Genomic DNA, 16,251 nt, shown 5'->3' with positions numbered 1-16,251 from the left:
TTATGAAAGAGGAAAAATGGAGAATACTTGTAGTAGACGATGAAGAAACTTTAGCAAATTTTATAGTAAAGAACATAACTCAGGACAATATAGATTATGATGTAAGAGTTGCAAACAGTGGAAATGATGCTTTAAAGATAATAGAGGGATTTTTGCCTCATCTAATTCTTCAGGATATAAAACTTCCTGATATTACGGGAATTGAAATCTTAAAAGCTGCTAAGGCTTTAGATCCTGATGTTCAAGTTATAATGATGACAGCTTATGCTTCTCTTGATACATCAATTGAAGCTTTAAAAGCTGGAGCTTATGATTATTTAATTAAACCTTTCAAAGTTGAAACTCTGAAAAATACAATTAAAAACGCCCTTAACAAAAGAAAATTACAAGAAGAAAACAAAAGACTTTTAAATGAACTTGAAAGGTTAAATAAAGAATTAAAAGTTGCAAACGAAAGATTAAAAATGGCAAAAGCTGAGGTAGACAAAAAACTTGAGGAAAAAATTAAAAAACTCTCAAAGATTCTTTACTGGAGTGATAAACTCCAATCAGAAATTAATCTTGAGGAACTTTTATCTCTAATTTTAAAGGGAGTAATAGAAATAGTGGAGAAACAGGATTGTGCAATTCTAATAAAGGAAAATGACACTTTTGAAGTGTGTGAGGTATACGGCTTTGATAATATTATCAAAAAAGAAGATAAATTACACCTAGAAAAAGAAAAGGAGAGCTACATTATTAAGTATCAGGAAGGTGATATTAAAGAAGTGATAGTTATACCACTAGAAACAAAGGATGGGGTATTAGGAGTTTTAATTGTTGGAAACAGGACAGGTGAAAATTTAGAAGAATTAAGGGATGAACTTTTAATATTTGCAAAGCATGCAGCTTCTTCACTTCAAAATGCTCTATTATTTAAAAAACTTGAGAGAAGCTACATAGAGTCACTTCTTGCACTTGTAAAAGCAATAGAGGCTAAGGATCCTTCTTTAAGGGGACATTCGCAAAGAGTCTCAGACCTTGCTGTTAAACTCTCAAAAAAATTTAATCTCTCAGAAGAGGAAATCAAAAATATACGGTATGCTGCCTTACTCCACGATGTAGGCAAAATCGGCATAAGGGAATATTTACTTGATAAACCTGGGGCACTTTCAAAGGAAGAAATGGAGTTAATGAAAGAACATATAAATATAGGAATTGAAATTTTAAAACCGATAACCTTTTTAAAACAAGTTTTACCTTTAATAAAGTATCATCACGAAAACTGGGATGGTACCGGATATCCAGAGCAGCTTAAAGGTGAAGAAATTCCGTTAGGTTCACAAATTATATCTATATGTGACGTATATGATGCTATAACTCATGAAAGAAGTTATGCTGATAAATTAAGCAAACAAGAGGCAATAGAGCTTTTGAAAAACTTAAGGGGAAATAAATTTGGTCCAGTTATTGTAGATAAATTTATAGAGTTATTGGAGGAGACAAAATGAAAAGAGTAAAAATTTTAGTTGTCGAAGACGAGGGACCTTTGTCTTTTTTTATTACACAAAGTTTGAAAGAGGAACATGATGTAGTTTGGGCAAGATCAGGCGAAGAAGCCCTAGAGAAATTTGTTCCAGGTGAGTTTGATATAATAATAACTGATATAAAATTACCTGGAATATCAGGCCTTGAATTACTTTCGAAGATCCAGATGCACGATCCAAATATAAAGTCGATTGTGATAACAGCTTATGATTCTTTTGAGACTAGAGAAAAAGTCAAAAATATAAACGCAGACTTCTTCCTTCCGAAACCCTTTACTGTACAAACCTTAAAAGAAGCTATAAGAAAATTAATGAAAAAAGAGTCTTGAAAAAAAACTTTTTAAAAATTATTATTAAAAATAAAAAGGGCCCGTAGCTCAACGGTAGAGCGGCGGACTCATAATCCGTTGGTTGTAGGTTCGAGTCCTACCGGGCCCATCTTTTATTTTTGATCTTTTCTTTTAAGGACGGTTTCCTCAATCTCGATAAACCCAAGATAATGGGTATTTTAAATGTAACCCCTGACTCCTTTTTCGATGGCGGAAAATTCTTAGATGTTGATAGGGCTGTAGAATGGGGAAAGTATCTGACAAAAAGTGGTGCTGATATTTTAGATGTTGGAGGAGAATCTACAAGACCTTTTTCAGAAGAAGTGCCACTTGAAGTTGAGTTAAAAAGGGTAATTCCTGTTATTGAAAAATTAAGAAAAGAAATCGATATCCCTATTTCAATAGATACTAGAAAATCAAAGGTGGCTTATGAAGCCCTAAAAAAGGGTGCTAACATAGTAAACGATATATCAGGATTAAAACACGATAAGGAAATGGTTGAAGTAGTTAAAAAATTTGACGCAGGGATTATAATAGTACATATTAGAGGCACACCTAAGGATATGCAAATAAATCCATACTATAAGGATACAATTAAAGAGATTAAGGAAGAATTAAAGGAAAGAACAGATTACGCTATAAAAAAGGGAATTAAAAAAGAAAAAATAGTTATAGATCCAGGAATAGGCTTTGGTAAAAGAGTAATTGACAATCTTTTAATTTTAAAAAACATCGAAATCTTTAAGGAACTTAACTTCCCCATCTTAGTTGGACACTCAAGAAAGTCATTTATAGGTAAAGTTTTAAACATAGAAAAACCAGAAGATAGAGGAATTCCCACACTTGCTATTTCAGCCTACCTATTTTTAAAAAATATAAACATTTTAAGAGTACATGATGTAAAGGAGACAAAAGAGGTTTTCCAAATTTTAGATTCTCTTTTAAATCCTGATAGGCATTAGAAGATATAGGTAATGATGAACACCCTCGCCCTTTATAATACAGGCACTTTCACTACCTGTAATACCCATATAAACTACATCCTCATCAATGTGTCTTAAGATCTCAAGTAAATAGTTGCAGTTAAACCCTACTTCTATACTTTCTCCTTCATAAAAACCATTTAGTCTTTCATAACCCTCTCCAATTTCACTTGAAACAGCTTTTATAGTTAGAGAGTCTTTTGAAAGTGTAAATTGAATAGGATTATTTGGTGGTGAAGTAAAAATACGTAACCTTCTTAAGGCCTCAATTAAATCTTGTTTTGAAATTTTTAAATTATTCGTGACGTTAATCGGTATCACTGCTCTATAATCTGGAAACTTATCATCAACGAGGTTAACTATTTCGTATCCATTGCTGAAATTAAATTGAATTTTTGTATCTGAAAAAAGTATTTTTATCTGTTCTTTTTTATAATTTTTTAAGAAATCAAAACTTTTTGGATCAACTAAGAAATTACCCTCTAACCCATCATTTTCTATTTCTATGTCATATAGTCCTAACCTATGTGAATCTGAAGACACAATTGAGAGTCTATTACCTTTTACGTCAAGTAAGATGTTATTTAAAAATTGTCTTGAATCATTTTTGGCTACACAAAAAGAAACTTTTTCCACTCCCTCTAAAATCTTATCCGATGAAATTGTTATTTCACCCTTTACTTTGACCTCCTCAATTACTGGAAATTCCTCTACTGGTTGAATATAAAAGCTATAGTGCCCCTGAGAAGTGTAAATTAAAAGTTCTCTGTCTTCTTTTTTTTCAATTAAAATTTTTTCGTTTTTTAATCTTGATGTTATCTCTTTTAACTCCCTTCCTCTTACACATAGTGCACCTTCCTCTTCTACTTCAACTTGTCCTTTAACCTTCAAGGAAAAATTTAAGTTTGTAGAAAAAAGACTAAGCTCGTTTCCTTTTATTTCTACTTTAATGTTTTCAAGAATTGGCAAAGCTGCCCTTGATGGGATTGCATGGTATACGCTCTCTATCATTTTTAAAAATTCATCCCTTAATATTCTAAACCTCATAAATTTAATAATTAATAATGGGTTTGAACCTAAAATAAATTTAAAAAATATAAAAAATATATAATTAATTATAATATTTAAGCTGTGGAAATTTAAAATACCAAGTCATTCCGGCAGGAGACTTGTGTGGAAAATTTGTGAAAAAGTTTCCTTTTTGTTTATCAACATAGAATTCACACTCTTTTTAACATTTTTTCTATTTCTAAAATTTCGTTTTTTAATTTTTCATCTTTATCTAATAAATTTTCAATTTTTTCTATTGCGTGTAAAACAGTTGTATGATCTTTCCCAAAAAATCTTGCAATTTCGACTATAGACATGTTGAGAACATTCTTCATAATAAACATACTTACTTGTCTTGCATGAACAAGCTCTTTCTTTTGCTTTTTACTCATTATTTCAGTTTTTGGTAAATTATAGTACTCTGAAACAGTTATTAAAACATCCTCAAGATCACTAGATTGAGACTTTGAAAATATATCACTTAGTACCTTTTGAGCAATAGCTAAGTTAATTTTTATATTTTTTGTTGATTGAAGTGCATAGAGTTTAATTATACAGCTTTCCAAAAGTCTAACGTTTTTCTTAACATTTTTCGCAATTAATTCTAAAACATCATTTGGAACTTCAAGACCCCTCTCTTCCGCCTTTAGTTTTAAAATAGCGAGTCTTGTTTCATATTCAGGTGGTTTTATGTCAGTTACAAGTCCCCATGAGAATCTGTCTACCAGCCTCTCAGCAATATTATCTAGTTCCCATGGTGCACGGTCTGCCGTAAATACAACCTGTTTTTTCTCATTATAAAACGAATTAAAAATATGAAAGAGTGCCTCTTGAGAAAAATCTGCTCCAGCCAAAAAATGAATATCGTCAATTAATAAGATTTCAAAGGATCTAATCTTTGATCTAAATTCATTCATTTTTCTTTTTTGTATAGCCTCTACTATTTTAGAAATAAGTTCCTCTGTTGTAATTAAAAGGATCTTCGTATTTCTTCTTCTTTTTAAAATATCGTTTCCAATAGCATGGAGTAAATGAGTTTTTCCAAGTCCAACTCCCCCATATATAAAAAAGGGATTATATTCACTCCCTGGAGCATGAGCAACAGCTCTTGCTGCAGTATAAGCCATTTCATTGTTTTTACCAGTAACAAAATTTTCAAAAGTATACTTTGAATTTAATCCATATCTTGAGGCTTCGACATTTACATCCCTAACTTCGATTACAGGATCTTTTTTCTCGTCCTCTTTTTCATCCTTTCTCACTTCATAAACAAGTTTAACCATTGGATACCCAAGTTCCATAAGTATTCTCCTTAACTTTACATCAAATACTTTCTGCATTATATTTAACACATAGTCATTGTCACAGATTATTCTCATCACATGATCAGGTTCAAGATCACTTGCTTTTGCTTTTTCAAAAAATTTATACTCACTTTCAGATAATTCTGTTTGCAACCTTTCCTTAATAAGATCCCATAGTTTCACTCTCATTTTAAATCCCTCCTTGATATAAAATTTTTCCACAAAGTTTTCCACATTTATTTCTATAAATATTTACTTCTCTAAGAGCAAGATTTTTAAAATCAAGGGAAAATTTCCACATAACATTAAAGTGAATTTTTTTAAAATTTCTCTCTAAATCAATTTTGTCCATAATTTTTGTTACAATTACTCTAATTTTTTTGTCTTTTCCCAGGGTAGTTAATTTAATAAAGTCTAAGTATACACTTTGTCAAATAGAAATACCTGTTTCTTATAATTTTAAAAATGAAGGAAAAAAAATACCGGTATGCTGATGATTTTTTCTTCTTTCTTAATAAAGTTTCTGAAATAGAGGGTCAGAAAATAAAAGAATTTGAGAAATTTGTAAGAGATTTACCTTTATATTCACCTGGAGAACTTTTTGAGCTTCTCGAAAAAGAGGGTTATAGAGGGCAAAAAGAAGCAAGGAAAATGGTTTGTGTGGCAATCTATAGGCATCTTAGAAGAATAAAGATGATTTATGAAGACAAAATTGCGCCCGAGTTACTTCCAGAGAAGGTAAATTACATATTCATGGGTCCTACAGGTTGTGGAAAAACCTATATAGTGGAGCTACTTTTTGGTAAAATCCTGAAAATTCCCTATGTGATAATTGATATTACAAAATACAGTGAAACAGGATACGTAGGTGAAAATGTCATAAATATTCCCTATAAATTAATTGAGGCAGCAAGGGGAAACAAATACTTAGCTCAAATTGGAGCAGTAATTATTGATGAATTTGATAAAATAGCAGGGTCAACTAGTAATTTAAGATTTGCTGGAGCTGGGACTCAAAAAGATGTTTCTGGTTATGGAGTTCAGAGAGAGCTTCTAAAACTTCTTGAACATAAAATATTTGAATATGGCGAGGATCATAACGTAGAGGGAAAAATAAATACAAGGGAGATACTTTTTATTGCAATAGGAGCCTTCACTGGTTTTAAAAGAGAAATAGAGAGAGAGAGTATTGGTTTTTTAAGGGAAATTGAGGAAAATGAGGAATTAATAGCATATAAACTAAGGGGAGAAGAGGAAGATCTTACAAATTTTCTAAAATACGGCTTTTTACCTGAACTCATCGCGAGGTTTCAAAGAATAATACCCTTTGAAGCTCTTGATAAAGAAACCCTCAAAGATATCCTAGATCTTAAATTAGAAAAATTAAAAAATGAATTTAAACTGGAAGGTTTTGATGTTGTTATTACTGAAAAGGCTAAAGATTTAATTGTTCAAAAAGCTCTCAAAAGAGGAACAGGAGCAAGAGGAATAGAAAGTGAACTTCTTAAAGAGCTTGAAAAAGTTGCTTTCGGAATATTCGGTAAAAACAAAAAAGGTAAAGTCATCATTAGTAGTGATAGAGAAAATATAGTCTCTAAGATAATTTTCAAATAGAGGTCTTATAAAGAAAGAGGAACTTTTTTTGAGATATCCTTGCTTTAATATCTCCTCTTTTTAAATTTAAAACCTCACCATCAAGTTGAATTAGAGAATCTTCCTTGATGTTGAGTTTTAATTCTTTTGTTTTAAAATAAATACAATCCGGTAAAGAAAGATGAGTTCCCTTTATCACATAGGGGAGCTTTCTTAAAGCTTCTATTTTCCCCATATTTTTAATTATGCAAACGGAAAATTCATCTTTAAAGGGTGAAGCGTTTGGAAAAAGTTTAAATCCACCACCCACATATTTACCAAGTCCAATTCCTAAAAGGAGGTATTCTCCGACTAAAAAATTATCACCGTTTCTTAGTTCCATCTTATATGAAATTTTTCCTTTTAGCTCAATTAGAAGTGAAAGTAGGTATCTTGGTAAACCCCTTAAATTTTTAATTTTAAGTGCTCTCTTTGCTATTTTGGCATCAAATCCGATACCTGCAGCATTAGTAAATAATAGCTTTCTTTTCTCTGTTTCTATTTCTCCAGTAAAGCTTTCTCTAACTTCACCCTCTTTGAAAACAGTATAGAAAAAATTTAAGTCTCTCTTTTTCCCAAAAACTGTCTTTAGAAAATCATTTCCTGACCCTGAGGGAAAAAGGCAAAAGGGTATTTTAAAATCAACTGGTAAGTTGTTAATAATATGAAAAAGTGTTCCATCACCCCCAAGAACTATAACTCTATCAACCCCTTTCTCCTTTAATCTTAACAAATTTTCTTTTATATTAATCTTCTTCTCTATTTTCTCAATAAAAAATTTTAGATTATCCCTTTTTAATCTCTCCTTTAACCACCTAAGAATTTTAAAAGATTTTCCTGAGCCTGAATAGGGATTAAAAATTACACCTACCTTAATCTTTTTTCTCTTCCTTTGCTTGTTTCTCGAAAATCTCCTTTTTCAATTCCTTTTCAATCTCGCTAAAGAGAGCTTGATTTTCTTCAAGTAATTTCCTTACATTTTCCCTCCCCTGTCCAAGTTGTTTTCCTTTATAGGAATACCATGTTCCAGATCTCTGTATTATTCCTCTTTCAACAGCAAGATCAATTAATTCACTCTCTTTTGAAATTCCCTTGCCGTAAAGTATGTCAAAAGTCGCCTCTTTAAAGGGAGGTGCAAGTTTATTTTTTACCACTTTTACTTTAACTCTACTTCCAATTACCTCTTCATCTACCTTTATATTCTCAACTTTTTTAATCTCTAATCTTAAAGATGCATGAAACTTTAAAGCAAGTCCTCCAGGTGTTGTTTCAGGATTACCATAAAGTACCCCTATCCTGTGTCTTATCTGATTTACAAAAATTGCACAAGTTTTTGATTTATTGAGTACACCTGCTAATTTTCTCATAGCCTGTGACATAAGTCTTGCCTGCAGTCCAACGTGGGACTCTCCCATTTCTCCCATTATCTCAGCTTTAGGCACAAGAGCCGCTACCGAATCAACTACTATGAGGTCAACCGCTCCTGATCTTACTAAAGTTTCAGCTATCTCAAGAGCCTGTTCCCCAGTATCTGGTTGAGAAATCCACAGCTCTGATAAATTTACTCCAAGTTTTTCAGCATAGGCTGGATCGAGCGCATGTTCAGCATCTATGAAAGCTGCAATTCCATCTTCTTTCTGAACTTCTGCTATCGCATGAAGTGCTAAAGTAGTTTTTCCTGATGCTTCTGGACCATATATCTCTACTATCCTTCCCCTTGGATATCCACCTATTCCAATAGCAAGATCAAGAGAAATTGAACCAGTGGGGATTACTGGAACCTTTATAAGTTCCTTTTCGCCAAGTCTCATTATGGCACCTTTGCCGTGGACTTTCTCTATTTGTTTTACTGCTAATTCAAGTGCTTTTTTCCTCTCATCTTTCATTTTTAACCCTCGAATCTTTTAAATAAAAGGGAACAGTTATGTCCCCCAAAGCCAAAAGAATTTGAAAGTGCATACCTTATATCAACTTCTCTTGCGCCCTCCTTAACATAGTCAAGGTCACATTCAGGATCAGGATATTCAAGGTTAATTGTGGGATGTACTTTTTTGTGATATATAGATAACACTGTAACCCCCGCCTCCAAAGCTCCAGCTCCCCCTAGTAGGTGACCAACCATACTTTTTGTGGAATTGATAGGTATCTTATAGGCTCTTTCCCCCAGAAGTCTTTTTATAGCCAAAGTTTCTGCTACATCACCTCTAGGTGTTGCAGTTCCATGAGAATTTATGTAGTCTATTTCCATAGGGTCTACAGAGGCACTTTCACAGGCCCTTTTCATAGATCTATAGGCTCCTTCTCCGTCAACACAGGGAGCAGTTATATGGTATGCATCTGCAGTTGCTCCGTATCCAACAAGCTCAGCATAAATCCTTGCACCTCTTTTCATAGCACTTTCTTTTTCTTCAAGTACAAGAACAGCACAACCTTCAGCCATTACAAATCCATCTCTCAGTTTATCAAAAGGTCTTGAAGCCTTTTCTGGTTCATCGTTTCTCGTTGACAATGCTTTCATGTTGCCAAAACCCGCAAGTGCAATTGGAGTTAAAGGTGCCTCTGATCCACCAACTATAATTGCCTTGGCATGTCCGTTTTTAATAAGTAGCATCGCTTCACCAATGGCGTGGGCACTAGAGGCACAGGCAGAAACAACCGAAAAGTTAGGCCCTTTAAATCCGTATTTAATTGAAATTACACCAGAGGCAATATCTGGTATCATCATAGGAACAAGAAAAGGAGAAACCCATTTAACTCCCCTTTCATACATTTTTCTGATCTCTTCTTCTAGTGTAATTATTCCCCCTATTCCAGATGAAATTATAACTCCTACATCTTCGCCTTTATAGGGAAAACCATTACCCCATCCTGCATCTTCTAAAGCCTCTTCGGTTACATAAAGGGAGTAGATAGTATAAAGATCTTGTCTTTTAATTTCTTTGCTAGATAATCTTTCTTCTGGGTTGAAATTTTTAATTTCGGCTGCAATTTTTGATGGTAAATTAGAGGTGTCAAATCTTTCTATTCTTGATACTCCGCTTTTACCCTTTAATAAGTTTTCAAAATTTTCATCCTTAGTTCTGCCAAGTGAAGTAAGGATTCCTATTCCTGTAACGACTACTTCTCTTTCTTTCATGTTTTTAGTTTACTTTGTATATACTCAACTGCGTCTTTTACTGTTCTGATTTTTTCGGCATCTTCATCAGGAACTTCAATGCCAAACTTTTCTTCAATTTTCATGACAAGCTCGACTACATCTAAAGAATCAGCACCCAAATCTTCTTGAAATCTAGCTTCCATTGTTACTTGTTCTGGTGTAACGTTTAATTCTTCTACTATTATATCTCTTAATGTTGCAAATACATCCATTTAAGGTTCTCCTTTCTTAAAAACATAAGGAGTTGAACCATCTTGAAAATTAATTTTAATTTTATTAAAATATAAAAAGCAAGTCAGAGGGAGGGTTATGCCGGGGTGACGGAATCGGTAGACGTAGGGGACTTAAAATCCCCTGGGGGTGACCCCGTGCGGGTTCGAGTCCCGCCCCCGGCATAATAAAATAAATGTCTTCCCGTAAAATTTTTACAATCAGAAACATTATTGCTGTAATACTGGCAGGAGCATTGGGTGATATTTTAGGCGTCATACTTAAAAATCTTATACCCCCATCTCCTGCCAGAGACGTAGTGCTCTATAGCTCCAAAATTGGTTTAGAAGAACTAAAAATCAATCTCATTATACTAGACTTTAAATTTGGATTTAATTTCTCAATAAATATCCTAACTTTTGTCCTTATTTTTCTTATGATATATCTCTTACAAAAAATTTGAAAGATACATCTTTTATTATACTAGGGGCCGGAAAAGGGGAAAGAATCGGAAAACCAAAGATTTTTCTAAAAATAGAGGATAAACCTATTTATAAGTATTTAATTGAAAAACTTGAAGGTATAGAATTTATCGGAGAAGTAATCCTTGCATGTCCAGCGGAGTATAAGTCAAAGGTTAAAAAAGAGATTAAAAACCAAAAACCTAAACTAAAAGTGAAAGTAATAGAGGGTGGAAAAACAAGATGTGAAAGTATGGAGAAGGCTGTCAAAAAGGCTAAATTTGAATATGTTTTTATTCATGATCTTGCAAGACCTTTCTTTTCAAAATCACTAGTAGTAGACATGAGAAAAAAACTTAAAAAAGCCAATATCGTTGTTCCCTATTTTTCACCCTATGATACCTGCATCTACGAGAATAAAAGAATCGATAGAGATAACGTTAAGTTAATTCATACACCTCAGGCAACAAAAAAGAGTTTAATATTAAAAGCCCTTGAAAAAACAGAAAAAAGAGATTACCCTGATGAAAGTACTCTACTTAAAGAAGTCTTAAATATTAACCCTTTTTATGTTAAAGATTCTCTTTTTAATTTTAAAATCACTTATGACAGGGATCTTTCTGATTTAGATTATTTTTTAGGTCACTTTAATTTTAAAACAAGTTTTGGTTTCGATATACATAGGTTAGCAAGAGGAAATAAAAGTCTTTTTGTAGGTGGTGTAGCTATAAAAAAGGGAATTTATGCAGTTGGACACTCAGATGGTGATGCAGTTATTCACTCTCTATGTGATGCCTTATTAGGGATTACTGTAAGGGGAGATATAGGAGATTTTTTTCCAGATACTGATATGAGATGGAGGGGGAAAAGATCTACTTTTTTTTTAAAGAAAATTTTTCAAATTTTTAAGAGTGATGGCTATGAAATTTCAAATATTGATATAACTATTTTACTTGACTCTCCAAAGCTTGGAGAAAAAAAGAAAAAAATAAGGGAAAAATTAGCAAAAATTTTGAAAATAAAACCTGAAGTTATAAGTATAAAAGCAAAGACATCTGAAGGATTATATAGAGATTTTATTTTTGCTTACACTGTTGTAACGGCTAAGTCCCTATGTAAGAACAATCTCTAAAATTCCGCTGGGGGAGGTGTAGTACATTTTTTCGTCCACTTTAAAGTATACAGTGATACCCATAAGGCCAATTTTTTCTAAAATACTTTTAATTTTTTTAAATTCATCTTCACTTAGGAAAAGATCAGGTTCAGGTATAAAATTTGAAATTCTTTTTGACAAAATTTTTAGATTATTTAAAAGTGGTTCTATGTTTTCTTCCCTTATACTAAACCCACAGGCAAAGGGGTGTCCTCCAAATTCTTCAAAGAGATAAGATGTTTCCTTTAATATTTTTAACACAGAGAGTGGTGGTTTAGATCGTGCTTCTCCCACCCACCTGTTTCCCTTTTTTGCTATACATATTGAAGGAAGTCCACTTTCTTTAAGAAATCGTGAAGCAACCCATCCTGCATATCTCGGATTAATATTTTTAGATATTATAAATACCATTCTATCATCGCTTTGCCAACAATTTTTCGAATTGAAGAGGGACTCCTCAAATTTTCCCTGCTCCTCAATATATTTAGATATTATATTGCTCATTATATCTCTCTTTGTTTTTTCATCCTTTTCTCTTAAGAATTCTATGATCAGGTGAGTTCCATTTCTTGCAGATATAAAGGGAATAATTCTTGAGATCCTCCTAAACTCCGGTGGTTTAGTGTTAACTTCGGTGAAAACCTTATAAATTTCAGTTTCTTGAAAAATTAGCTGTGATTTCTTTAAAACAAAACCGTTTACCGAATAAGGAGGAACCTTATCTGAAAGAACTGAAAGACCAGAAAGATAGGTAAAATCCAAAAATTTTTTCTCTTTCCAAAGTCTTTCACCAAACTTTAAAAATAGTATGACAAATACAAGCACTGCGTTAGACAAAAAGGGGAATCCAATTCCCAAAAAGGGATGTATCAAATTTTCTTCTTCAAAGTTCCCCTCAGAGTGATGGTCTATTATAAAAATATCGTATCCTAGTTCTCTCAAAAGCTTTATTTCGTTACTGTTAGAAAGTCCACAGTCTACTGTAATTAAAAAATCAAAATTTTCTTTTACGAATCTTTCAATCACAGCATTTGACACACCATAAGATTCATTTTCTCTTGAAGGAAGATAGGTTTTAAACTCTATTTCTAGCTCTTTAAGGAGTAGTTCAATTCCGTATAAAGAAGCTATACCATCTAAGTCTTCATGACCTATTACATAAATTTTTTCTCCGAATTCTTTTTTTTCTTCTAAAATTTCATAAAATCTTGTTATGTTTTTATAATGCAGGGGATTAGGTTCAGTTTCAGGTGCTAATAGTTCTTGGTTCTCTATTAATCTTTTTATTATATTCTTTCCCTCCATTTTTTTATCATATTCAAAGCTGTATTTTCCCACGTAAAGCTTTTCACTATCTCATAGGCCCTGTTAATTTTTATTTCAATGTTTTCTCTTTTTTCATCCAGAAATTTTATTATACCTTCCTTTATATCTTCTTTATCAAATCCATTTAGGTAAAAAAGGTTTTCTCCGAGATATTCTTTAAAAACGCTCAGTGGCGAGGCAATAACAGGTTTTTTTAGAGAAATTGCCTCGAGAACAGGTAAACCGAATCCTTCACAGAAACTTGGAAATACAAGGGCAGTGCATTTTTTATATAAATAAAATATCTCACTTTGATCAAAAGTTTTTCTTAGCCAAAAGGAAGTTTTATTATCAATTTCTTTTTCAACCTCTTCATAACCAAAGCCTTCTTTACCTGCTAATAATAAATGATGATTTTTTAAATTCAACTCTTTAAAGGCTCTTACAAGGTTTACTAAGTTTTTTCTTTTTTGAATGACCCCAACAAACAGAAAAAAATTCTCTCCTATATTATTAACTTTTTTTAAATTTTCTATTTTTTTTACACCAGGATAAATTACCTCAATTTTATCTTTAAAGCCATAAAATTTTATAATACTTTCCTTTGTAAATTTTGATGGGACAAATACAATGTCTGAGTAATAGAGAGCTTTTTTAATCTTTTTTCTTGATATTTTGATTGCCTTAGGTGGAAAAAGTTTTGGGTATATTTCAAAGCAAAGATCGTGAATCATAGTGGTTAAAAGTTTAAAGTTTTTAAAAGAGGGGACTCTTCCATCTGGGCCCAGATAGATATCGCCTTTTTCAAAAATTAATCTTAAAAAGGGTTTTTTAATCTCAATTACTTTTAAACCTTTCCTTTTTAATTCATCAACTAAATTTACTATAAAAACCTGTATACCAGAAAATGTGTACCTAAGCGGCGTTGTGTCCACAAATATCTTCATATATTTAGTACGGAAACCTATTAAATTTTTTTCTTATTCTTTCTTCAAACTCAAGTAGCAAATTCTGAAGCAGTTTTTTAAAGTTTAAAATCTTAAAAAGAAAATGAAATTTCCTATACTTTTTGAAGTTTTTGTTATAGGTTAAATAAAAAAAGTCAAAGTAGCTTTTTTCGCCTATTTTTTTATCTTTTTTTATTTCAAAAAGAAAACTTTTGACTCTTTCAAGGTAATTATGCTTATTTATTACTAAATTTTTAGCTCTTTCTTTCATCTCTTCCCTTTCTTCGTCTCTTTCGAGAAAATACTCAATTTTTTTATAAATTTCATTTTTATTTCTATAGATTACAATTTCTTCTTCACTAAAAATCTCGTTTAAATGTTTTACAAAGGGAGAAAATAAAAGTGAGCCACAGGCTGGAACTTCAAAAGTTCTCATGTTAATATCTTTTCTTACAGGTAGATTAAAACCTATTTTTCCTTTACTTTGAATTTTTGCATTCTCTTCAAGGTATATTTTTTCTTTTACAAGTATTTTAATTCCTCTTAAGTTACTTTCCATTTCTTTAAAAAATTTTTCTCTTTCTCTATTTAGATGTCCAATAAAAACAATATCATACTCTTTTGTTTTGAACCATTCCTTGTGAATTTCAGGGTCACAGGCAAGTGGAAGCCACTTTGGATTTATACTGTATTTTCTAAACCAAGGAATAAGTGATTTTTGGGCAACAAACACGTAGTCAAATAATTTGGCAAAATTTTTATGCCATCTAAAATTTAAGTGACTATCAATAAGCCATGTGGCCTTCTTAACTTTTACCTCTAAAAGGTCTTCAATAAAAAAACCTTTACCAGGATCTGTTTCTACATATATAAAAAGATCAGGTTCAAATATCTCTTTGAAGATTTTCTTTAAGTTTAATTTGTGTGAATTTAGATAAAAATCTGTTCCTTCATCATAGGAAACAAACACTGTATCTGGTTCTTCTCTTTTAAGATATTTATAAAAGTAAGAAACAGTTGCAAAGGGTTTAAACCCTGAAAATAGAATTATTCTCATTTTCAACTAGTGAAATTCCTATAAAGAAGAAAAGTGGTAAAAGAATCTCATCGGCAAAGATATTTATTTCAAATAATCCATAAGTCAAAAAGGCAAAAAGATTTACTAAATTTAAAAAAGAAAAGATACTTTCTCTTGATTTTTTGTAAAGAATATAGAGAAGATAAAAAAACAAAGAGTAAAGTAAAAGAAAACCGGAAATACCAAAATAAAAAAGAACCTGTAAATAACTTACATGAAAATGATTCATATATCTCAAAAGATCAAGTTTTTCTCTATTAAAGTTTTCTTTTTCAAGGTGAGAGACTATTTTTTGTGTATGGACTCTACCGTATCCAAAAAGTGCTCTTTTAAGAAAAAATTCAGGGAAAGCTCTAATTAACTCTAATCTCTTTTTTAAACTTTGTTCTCTTAAGGCTTTCTCTCTCAAATTTAAAGGATTTTTTATGATAAATAGCGCTGAAAAAAATAAGGCCACTACTATTAAGGGTAAAATCAGTTTCTTACTGAATTTATAGATTAGAATTAACAAGGACAAAAAGGTTACGACTATTGCTCCTCTTGAATCAGTTAAAATTAAGCCTAAAAAAAGTATTAAGGAGATTAATAGGAGGATAATTTTTTGAGTGCTCTTTTTTTTAATGAAAAAGAGTCCAACCGAAAAGAGAGTTGGAATTATAAGGAATCCAGCATATGTTAACGGATGAAGAAAAAAACCATGAGCCCTTCCCTCATTTGCAGTTCCCCTTAGTATGCTTAAAATTGAATATAAAACAGAGATTGCCGAGAAAAATAGGAATATCTTCAAAATTTTTTCTAAGTCAATTTTTTCTCTAAAAATAAAGGCTACAGAGATTATTCCAAGATAGAAAAAATATTCCCTTGCTCTTTTAATTGCATCAACAGTATCGCATGATAAAATCGCTGATAACGTGTAGGATAATAAAAATAGGAAGAAAAGTAAATAAAAAAGTTTGAATTTTTTCGAAAAAATTGCAAAATCCTTAAATTTTAAAATCGGAAATATTATAAGAATTATAAATAAAATGGATGAGAGAGTTACCGAGAGTGGGAAAGAAATTGGCACTATAATAGAGATAAGTTGTGCAAATGCTTTCATTTTGAAATTATAAAAGC

At 31.6% G+C, this 16,251-nt stretch carries 16 protein-coding genes and 2 tRNA genes; 7 read left to right on the top strand and 11 right to left on the bottom strand.

Annotated features, from left to right (window positions below):
- Positions 1–2: 2 nt before the first annotated feature.
- The 4 genes from ABDH49_03145 to folP all read left to right on the top strand — a co-directional run bounded on the left by ABDH49_03145 (position 3) and on the right by folP (position 2,817).
- Complete coding sequence (locus ABDH49_03145) at positions 3–1,490, top strand: HD domain-containing phosphohydrolase (protein ID MEN3045966.1); 1,488 nt, start codon at positions 3–5, stop codon at positions 1,488–1,490.
- Positions 1,487–1,855: a response regulator gene (locus tag ABDH49_03140; GenBank protein ID MEN3045965.1), complete on the top strand. Its 369-nt coding sequence runs from the start codon at positions 1,487–1,489 to the stop codon at positions 1,853–1,855. Before ABDH49_03145 ends, ABDH49_03140 begins: the two co-directional genes overlap by 4 nt.
- A gap of 37 nt (positions 1,856–1,892) precedes the next feature.
- Positions 1,893–1,964, top strand: a tRNA-Ile gene (locus ABDH49_03135).
- A 61-nt stretch (positions 1,965–2,025) separates the two neighbouring features.
- A complete protein-coding gene (gene folP / locus ABDH49_03130) occupies positions 2,026–2,817 on the top strand; it encodes a dihydropteroate synthase (GenBank protein ID MEN3045964.1) in 792 nt (263 codons plus the stop codon).
- Here folP and dnaN read toward each other — a convergent pair.
- The 3 genes from dnaN to ABDH49_03115 all read right to left on the bottom strand — a co-directional run bounded on the left by dnaN (position 2,797) and on the right by ABDH49_03115 (position 5,544).
- Positions 2,797–3,885 (bottom strand): DNA polymerase III subunit beta, encoded by a 1,089-nt coding sequence (gene dnaN / locus ABDH49_03125; GenBank protein MEN3045963.1) that lies wholly within the window; start codon positions 3,883–3,885, stop codon positions 2,797–2,799. The genes folP and dnaN overlap by 21 nt on opposite strands.
- A gap of 173 nt (positions 3,886–4,058) precedes the next feature.
- Positions 4,059–5,381, bottom strand: coding sequence for a chromosomal replication initiator protein DnaA (gene dnaA, locus ABDH49_03120; GenBank protein ID MEN3045962.1), 1,323 nt, complete (start codon positions 5,379–5,381; stop codon positions 4,059–4,061).
- 1 nt (position 5,382) lies between these two features.
- The gene (locus ABDH49_03115; GenBank protein MEN3045961.1) at positions 5,383–5,544 is read right to left on the bottom strand and encodes a hypothetical protein; all 162 of its coding nucleotides are present in this window, start codon (positions 5,542–5,544) and stop codon (positions 5,383–5,385) included.
- A gap of 113 nt (positions 5,545–5,657) precedes the next feature.
- Between ABDH49_03115 and ABDH49_03110 the strand changes: the two genes are divergently transcribed.
- Entirely contained in the window at positions 5,658–6,806 is a 1,149-nt protein-coding gene (locus tag ABDH49_03110) for an AAA family ATPase (protein MEN3045960.1), read from the top strand.
- On the opposite strand, the gene ABDH49_03105 is transcribed toward ABDH49_03110, so the two are convergent.
- From ABDH49_03105 to acpP, 4 genes are read right to left on the bottom strand one after another with little or no spacing between them, the layout of a single operon-like run.
- Positions 6,799–7,686: a diacylglycerol kinase family protein gene (locus tag ABDH49_03105; GenBank protein ID MEN3045959.1), complete on the bottom strand. Its 888-nt coding sequence runs from the start codon at positions 7,684–7,686 to the stop codon at positions 6,799–6,801. The genes ABDH49_03110 and ABDH49_03105 overlap by 8 nt on opposite strands.
- Positions 7,687–7,696: 10 nt before the next feature.
- Positions 7,697–8,710 (bottom strand): recombinase RecA, encoded by a 1,014-nt coding sequence (recA, locus tag ABDH49_03100; GenBank protein ID MEN3045958.1) that lies wholly within the window; start codon positions 8,708–8,710, stop codon positions 7,697–7,699.
- 2 nt (positions 8,711–8,712) lie between these two features.
- Positions 8,713–9,960 carry a beta-ketoacyl-ACP synthase II gene (gene fabF, locus ABDH49_03095; GenBank protein MEN3045957.1) on the bottom strand — a complete coding sequence of 416 codons (1,248 nt, stop codon included), beginning with the start codon at positions 9,958–9,960 and terminating at the stop codon, positions 8,713–8,715.
- Positions 9,957–10,193: an acyl carrier protein gene (gene acpP, locus ABDH49_03090; GenBank protein MEN3045956.1), complete on the bottom strand. Its 237-nt coding sequence runs from the start codon at positions 10,191–10,193 to the stop codon at positions 9,957–9,959. Before acpP ends, fabF begins: the two co-directional genes overlap by 4 nt.
- Positions 10,194–10,292: 99 nt before the next feature.
- On the opposite strand from acpP, the gene ABDH49_03085 reads away from it, so the two are divergent.
- Positions 10,293–10,376: transfer RNA gene (locus ABDH49_03085), tRNA-Leu, on the top strand.
- 274 nt (positions 10,377–10,650) lie between these two features.
- Entirely contained in the window at positions 10,651–11,784 is a 1,134-nt protein-coding gene (ispF, locus tag ABDH49_03080) for a 2-C-methyl-D-erythritol 2,4-cyclodiphosphate synthase (GenBank protein ID MEN3045955.1), read from the top strand.
- On the opposite strand, the gene ABDH49_03075 is transcribed toward ispF, so the two are convergent.
- Genes ABDH49_03075 through ABDH49_03060 form a run of 4 tightly spaced genes read right to left on the bottom strand, consistent with a single transcriptional unit; the run spans position 11,764 to position 16,234 of the window.
- Positions 11,764–13,110: a DHH family phosphoesterase gene (locus ABDH49_03075; GenBank protein ID MEN3045954.1), complete on the bottom strand. Its 1,347-nt coding sequence runs from the start codon at positions 13,108–13,110 to the stop codon at positions 11,764–11,766. The genes ispF and ABDH49_03075 overlap by 21 nt on opposite strands.
- Positions 13,092–14,057, bottom strand: coding sequence for a glycosyltransferase family 1 protein (locus ABDH49_03070; protein ID MEN3045953.1), 966 nt, complete (start codon positions 14,055–14,057; stop codon positions 13,092–13,094). The genes ABDH49_03075 and ABDH49_03070 overlap by 19 nt, the downstream gene beginning before the upstream one ends.
- 4 nt (positions 14,058–14,061) lie before the next feature.
- Positions 14,062–15,114 (bottom strand): glycosyltransferase, encoded by a 1,053-nt coding sequence (locus tag ABDH49_03065; protein ID MEN3045952.1) that lies wholly within the window; start codon positions 15,112–15,114, stop codon positions 14,062–14,064.
- Entirely contained in the window at positions 15,086–16,234 is a 1,149-nt protein-coding gene (locus tag ABDH49_03060; GenBank protein MEN3045951.1) for an O-antigen ligase family protein, read from the bottom strand. The genes ABDH49_03065 and ABDH49_03060 overlap by 29 nt, the downstream gene beginning before the upstream one ends.
- Positions 16,235–16,251: the final 17 nt, after the last annotated feature.

The sequence above is a fragment of the Candidatus Hydrothermales bacterium genome (assembly GCA_039630235.1).
Taxonomy (GTDB): Bacteria; Hydrothermota; Hydrothermia; order Hydrothermales; family JAJRUZ01; genus JBCNVI01.
The sequence above is the reverse complement of the archived record's forward strand: the minus strand, read 5'-3'. Positions and strand labels throughout refer to the sequence as shown.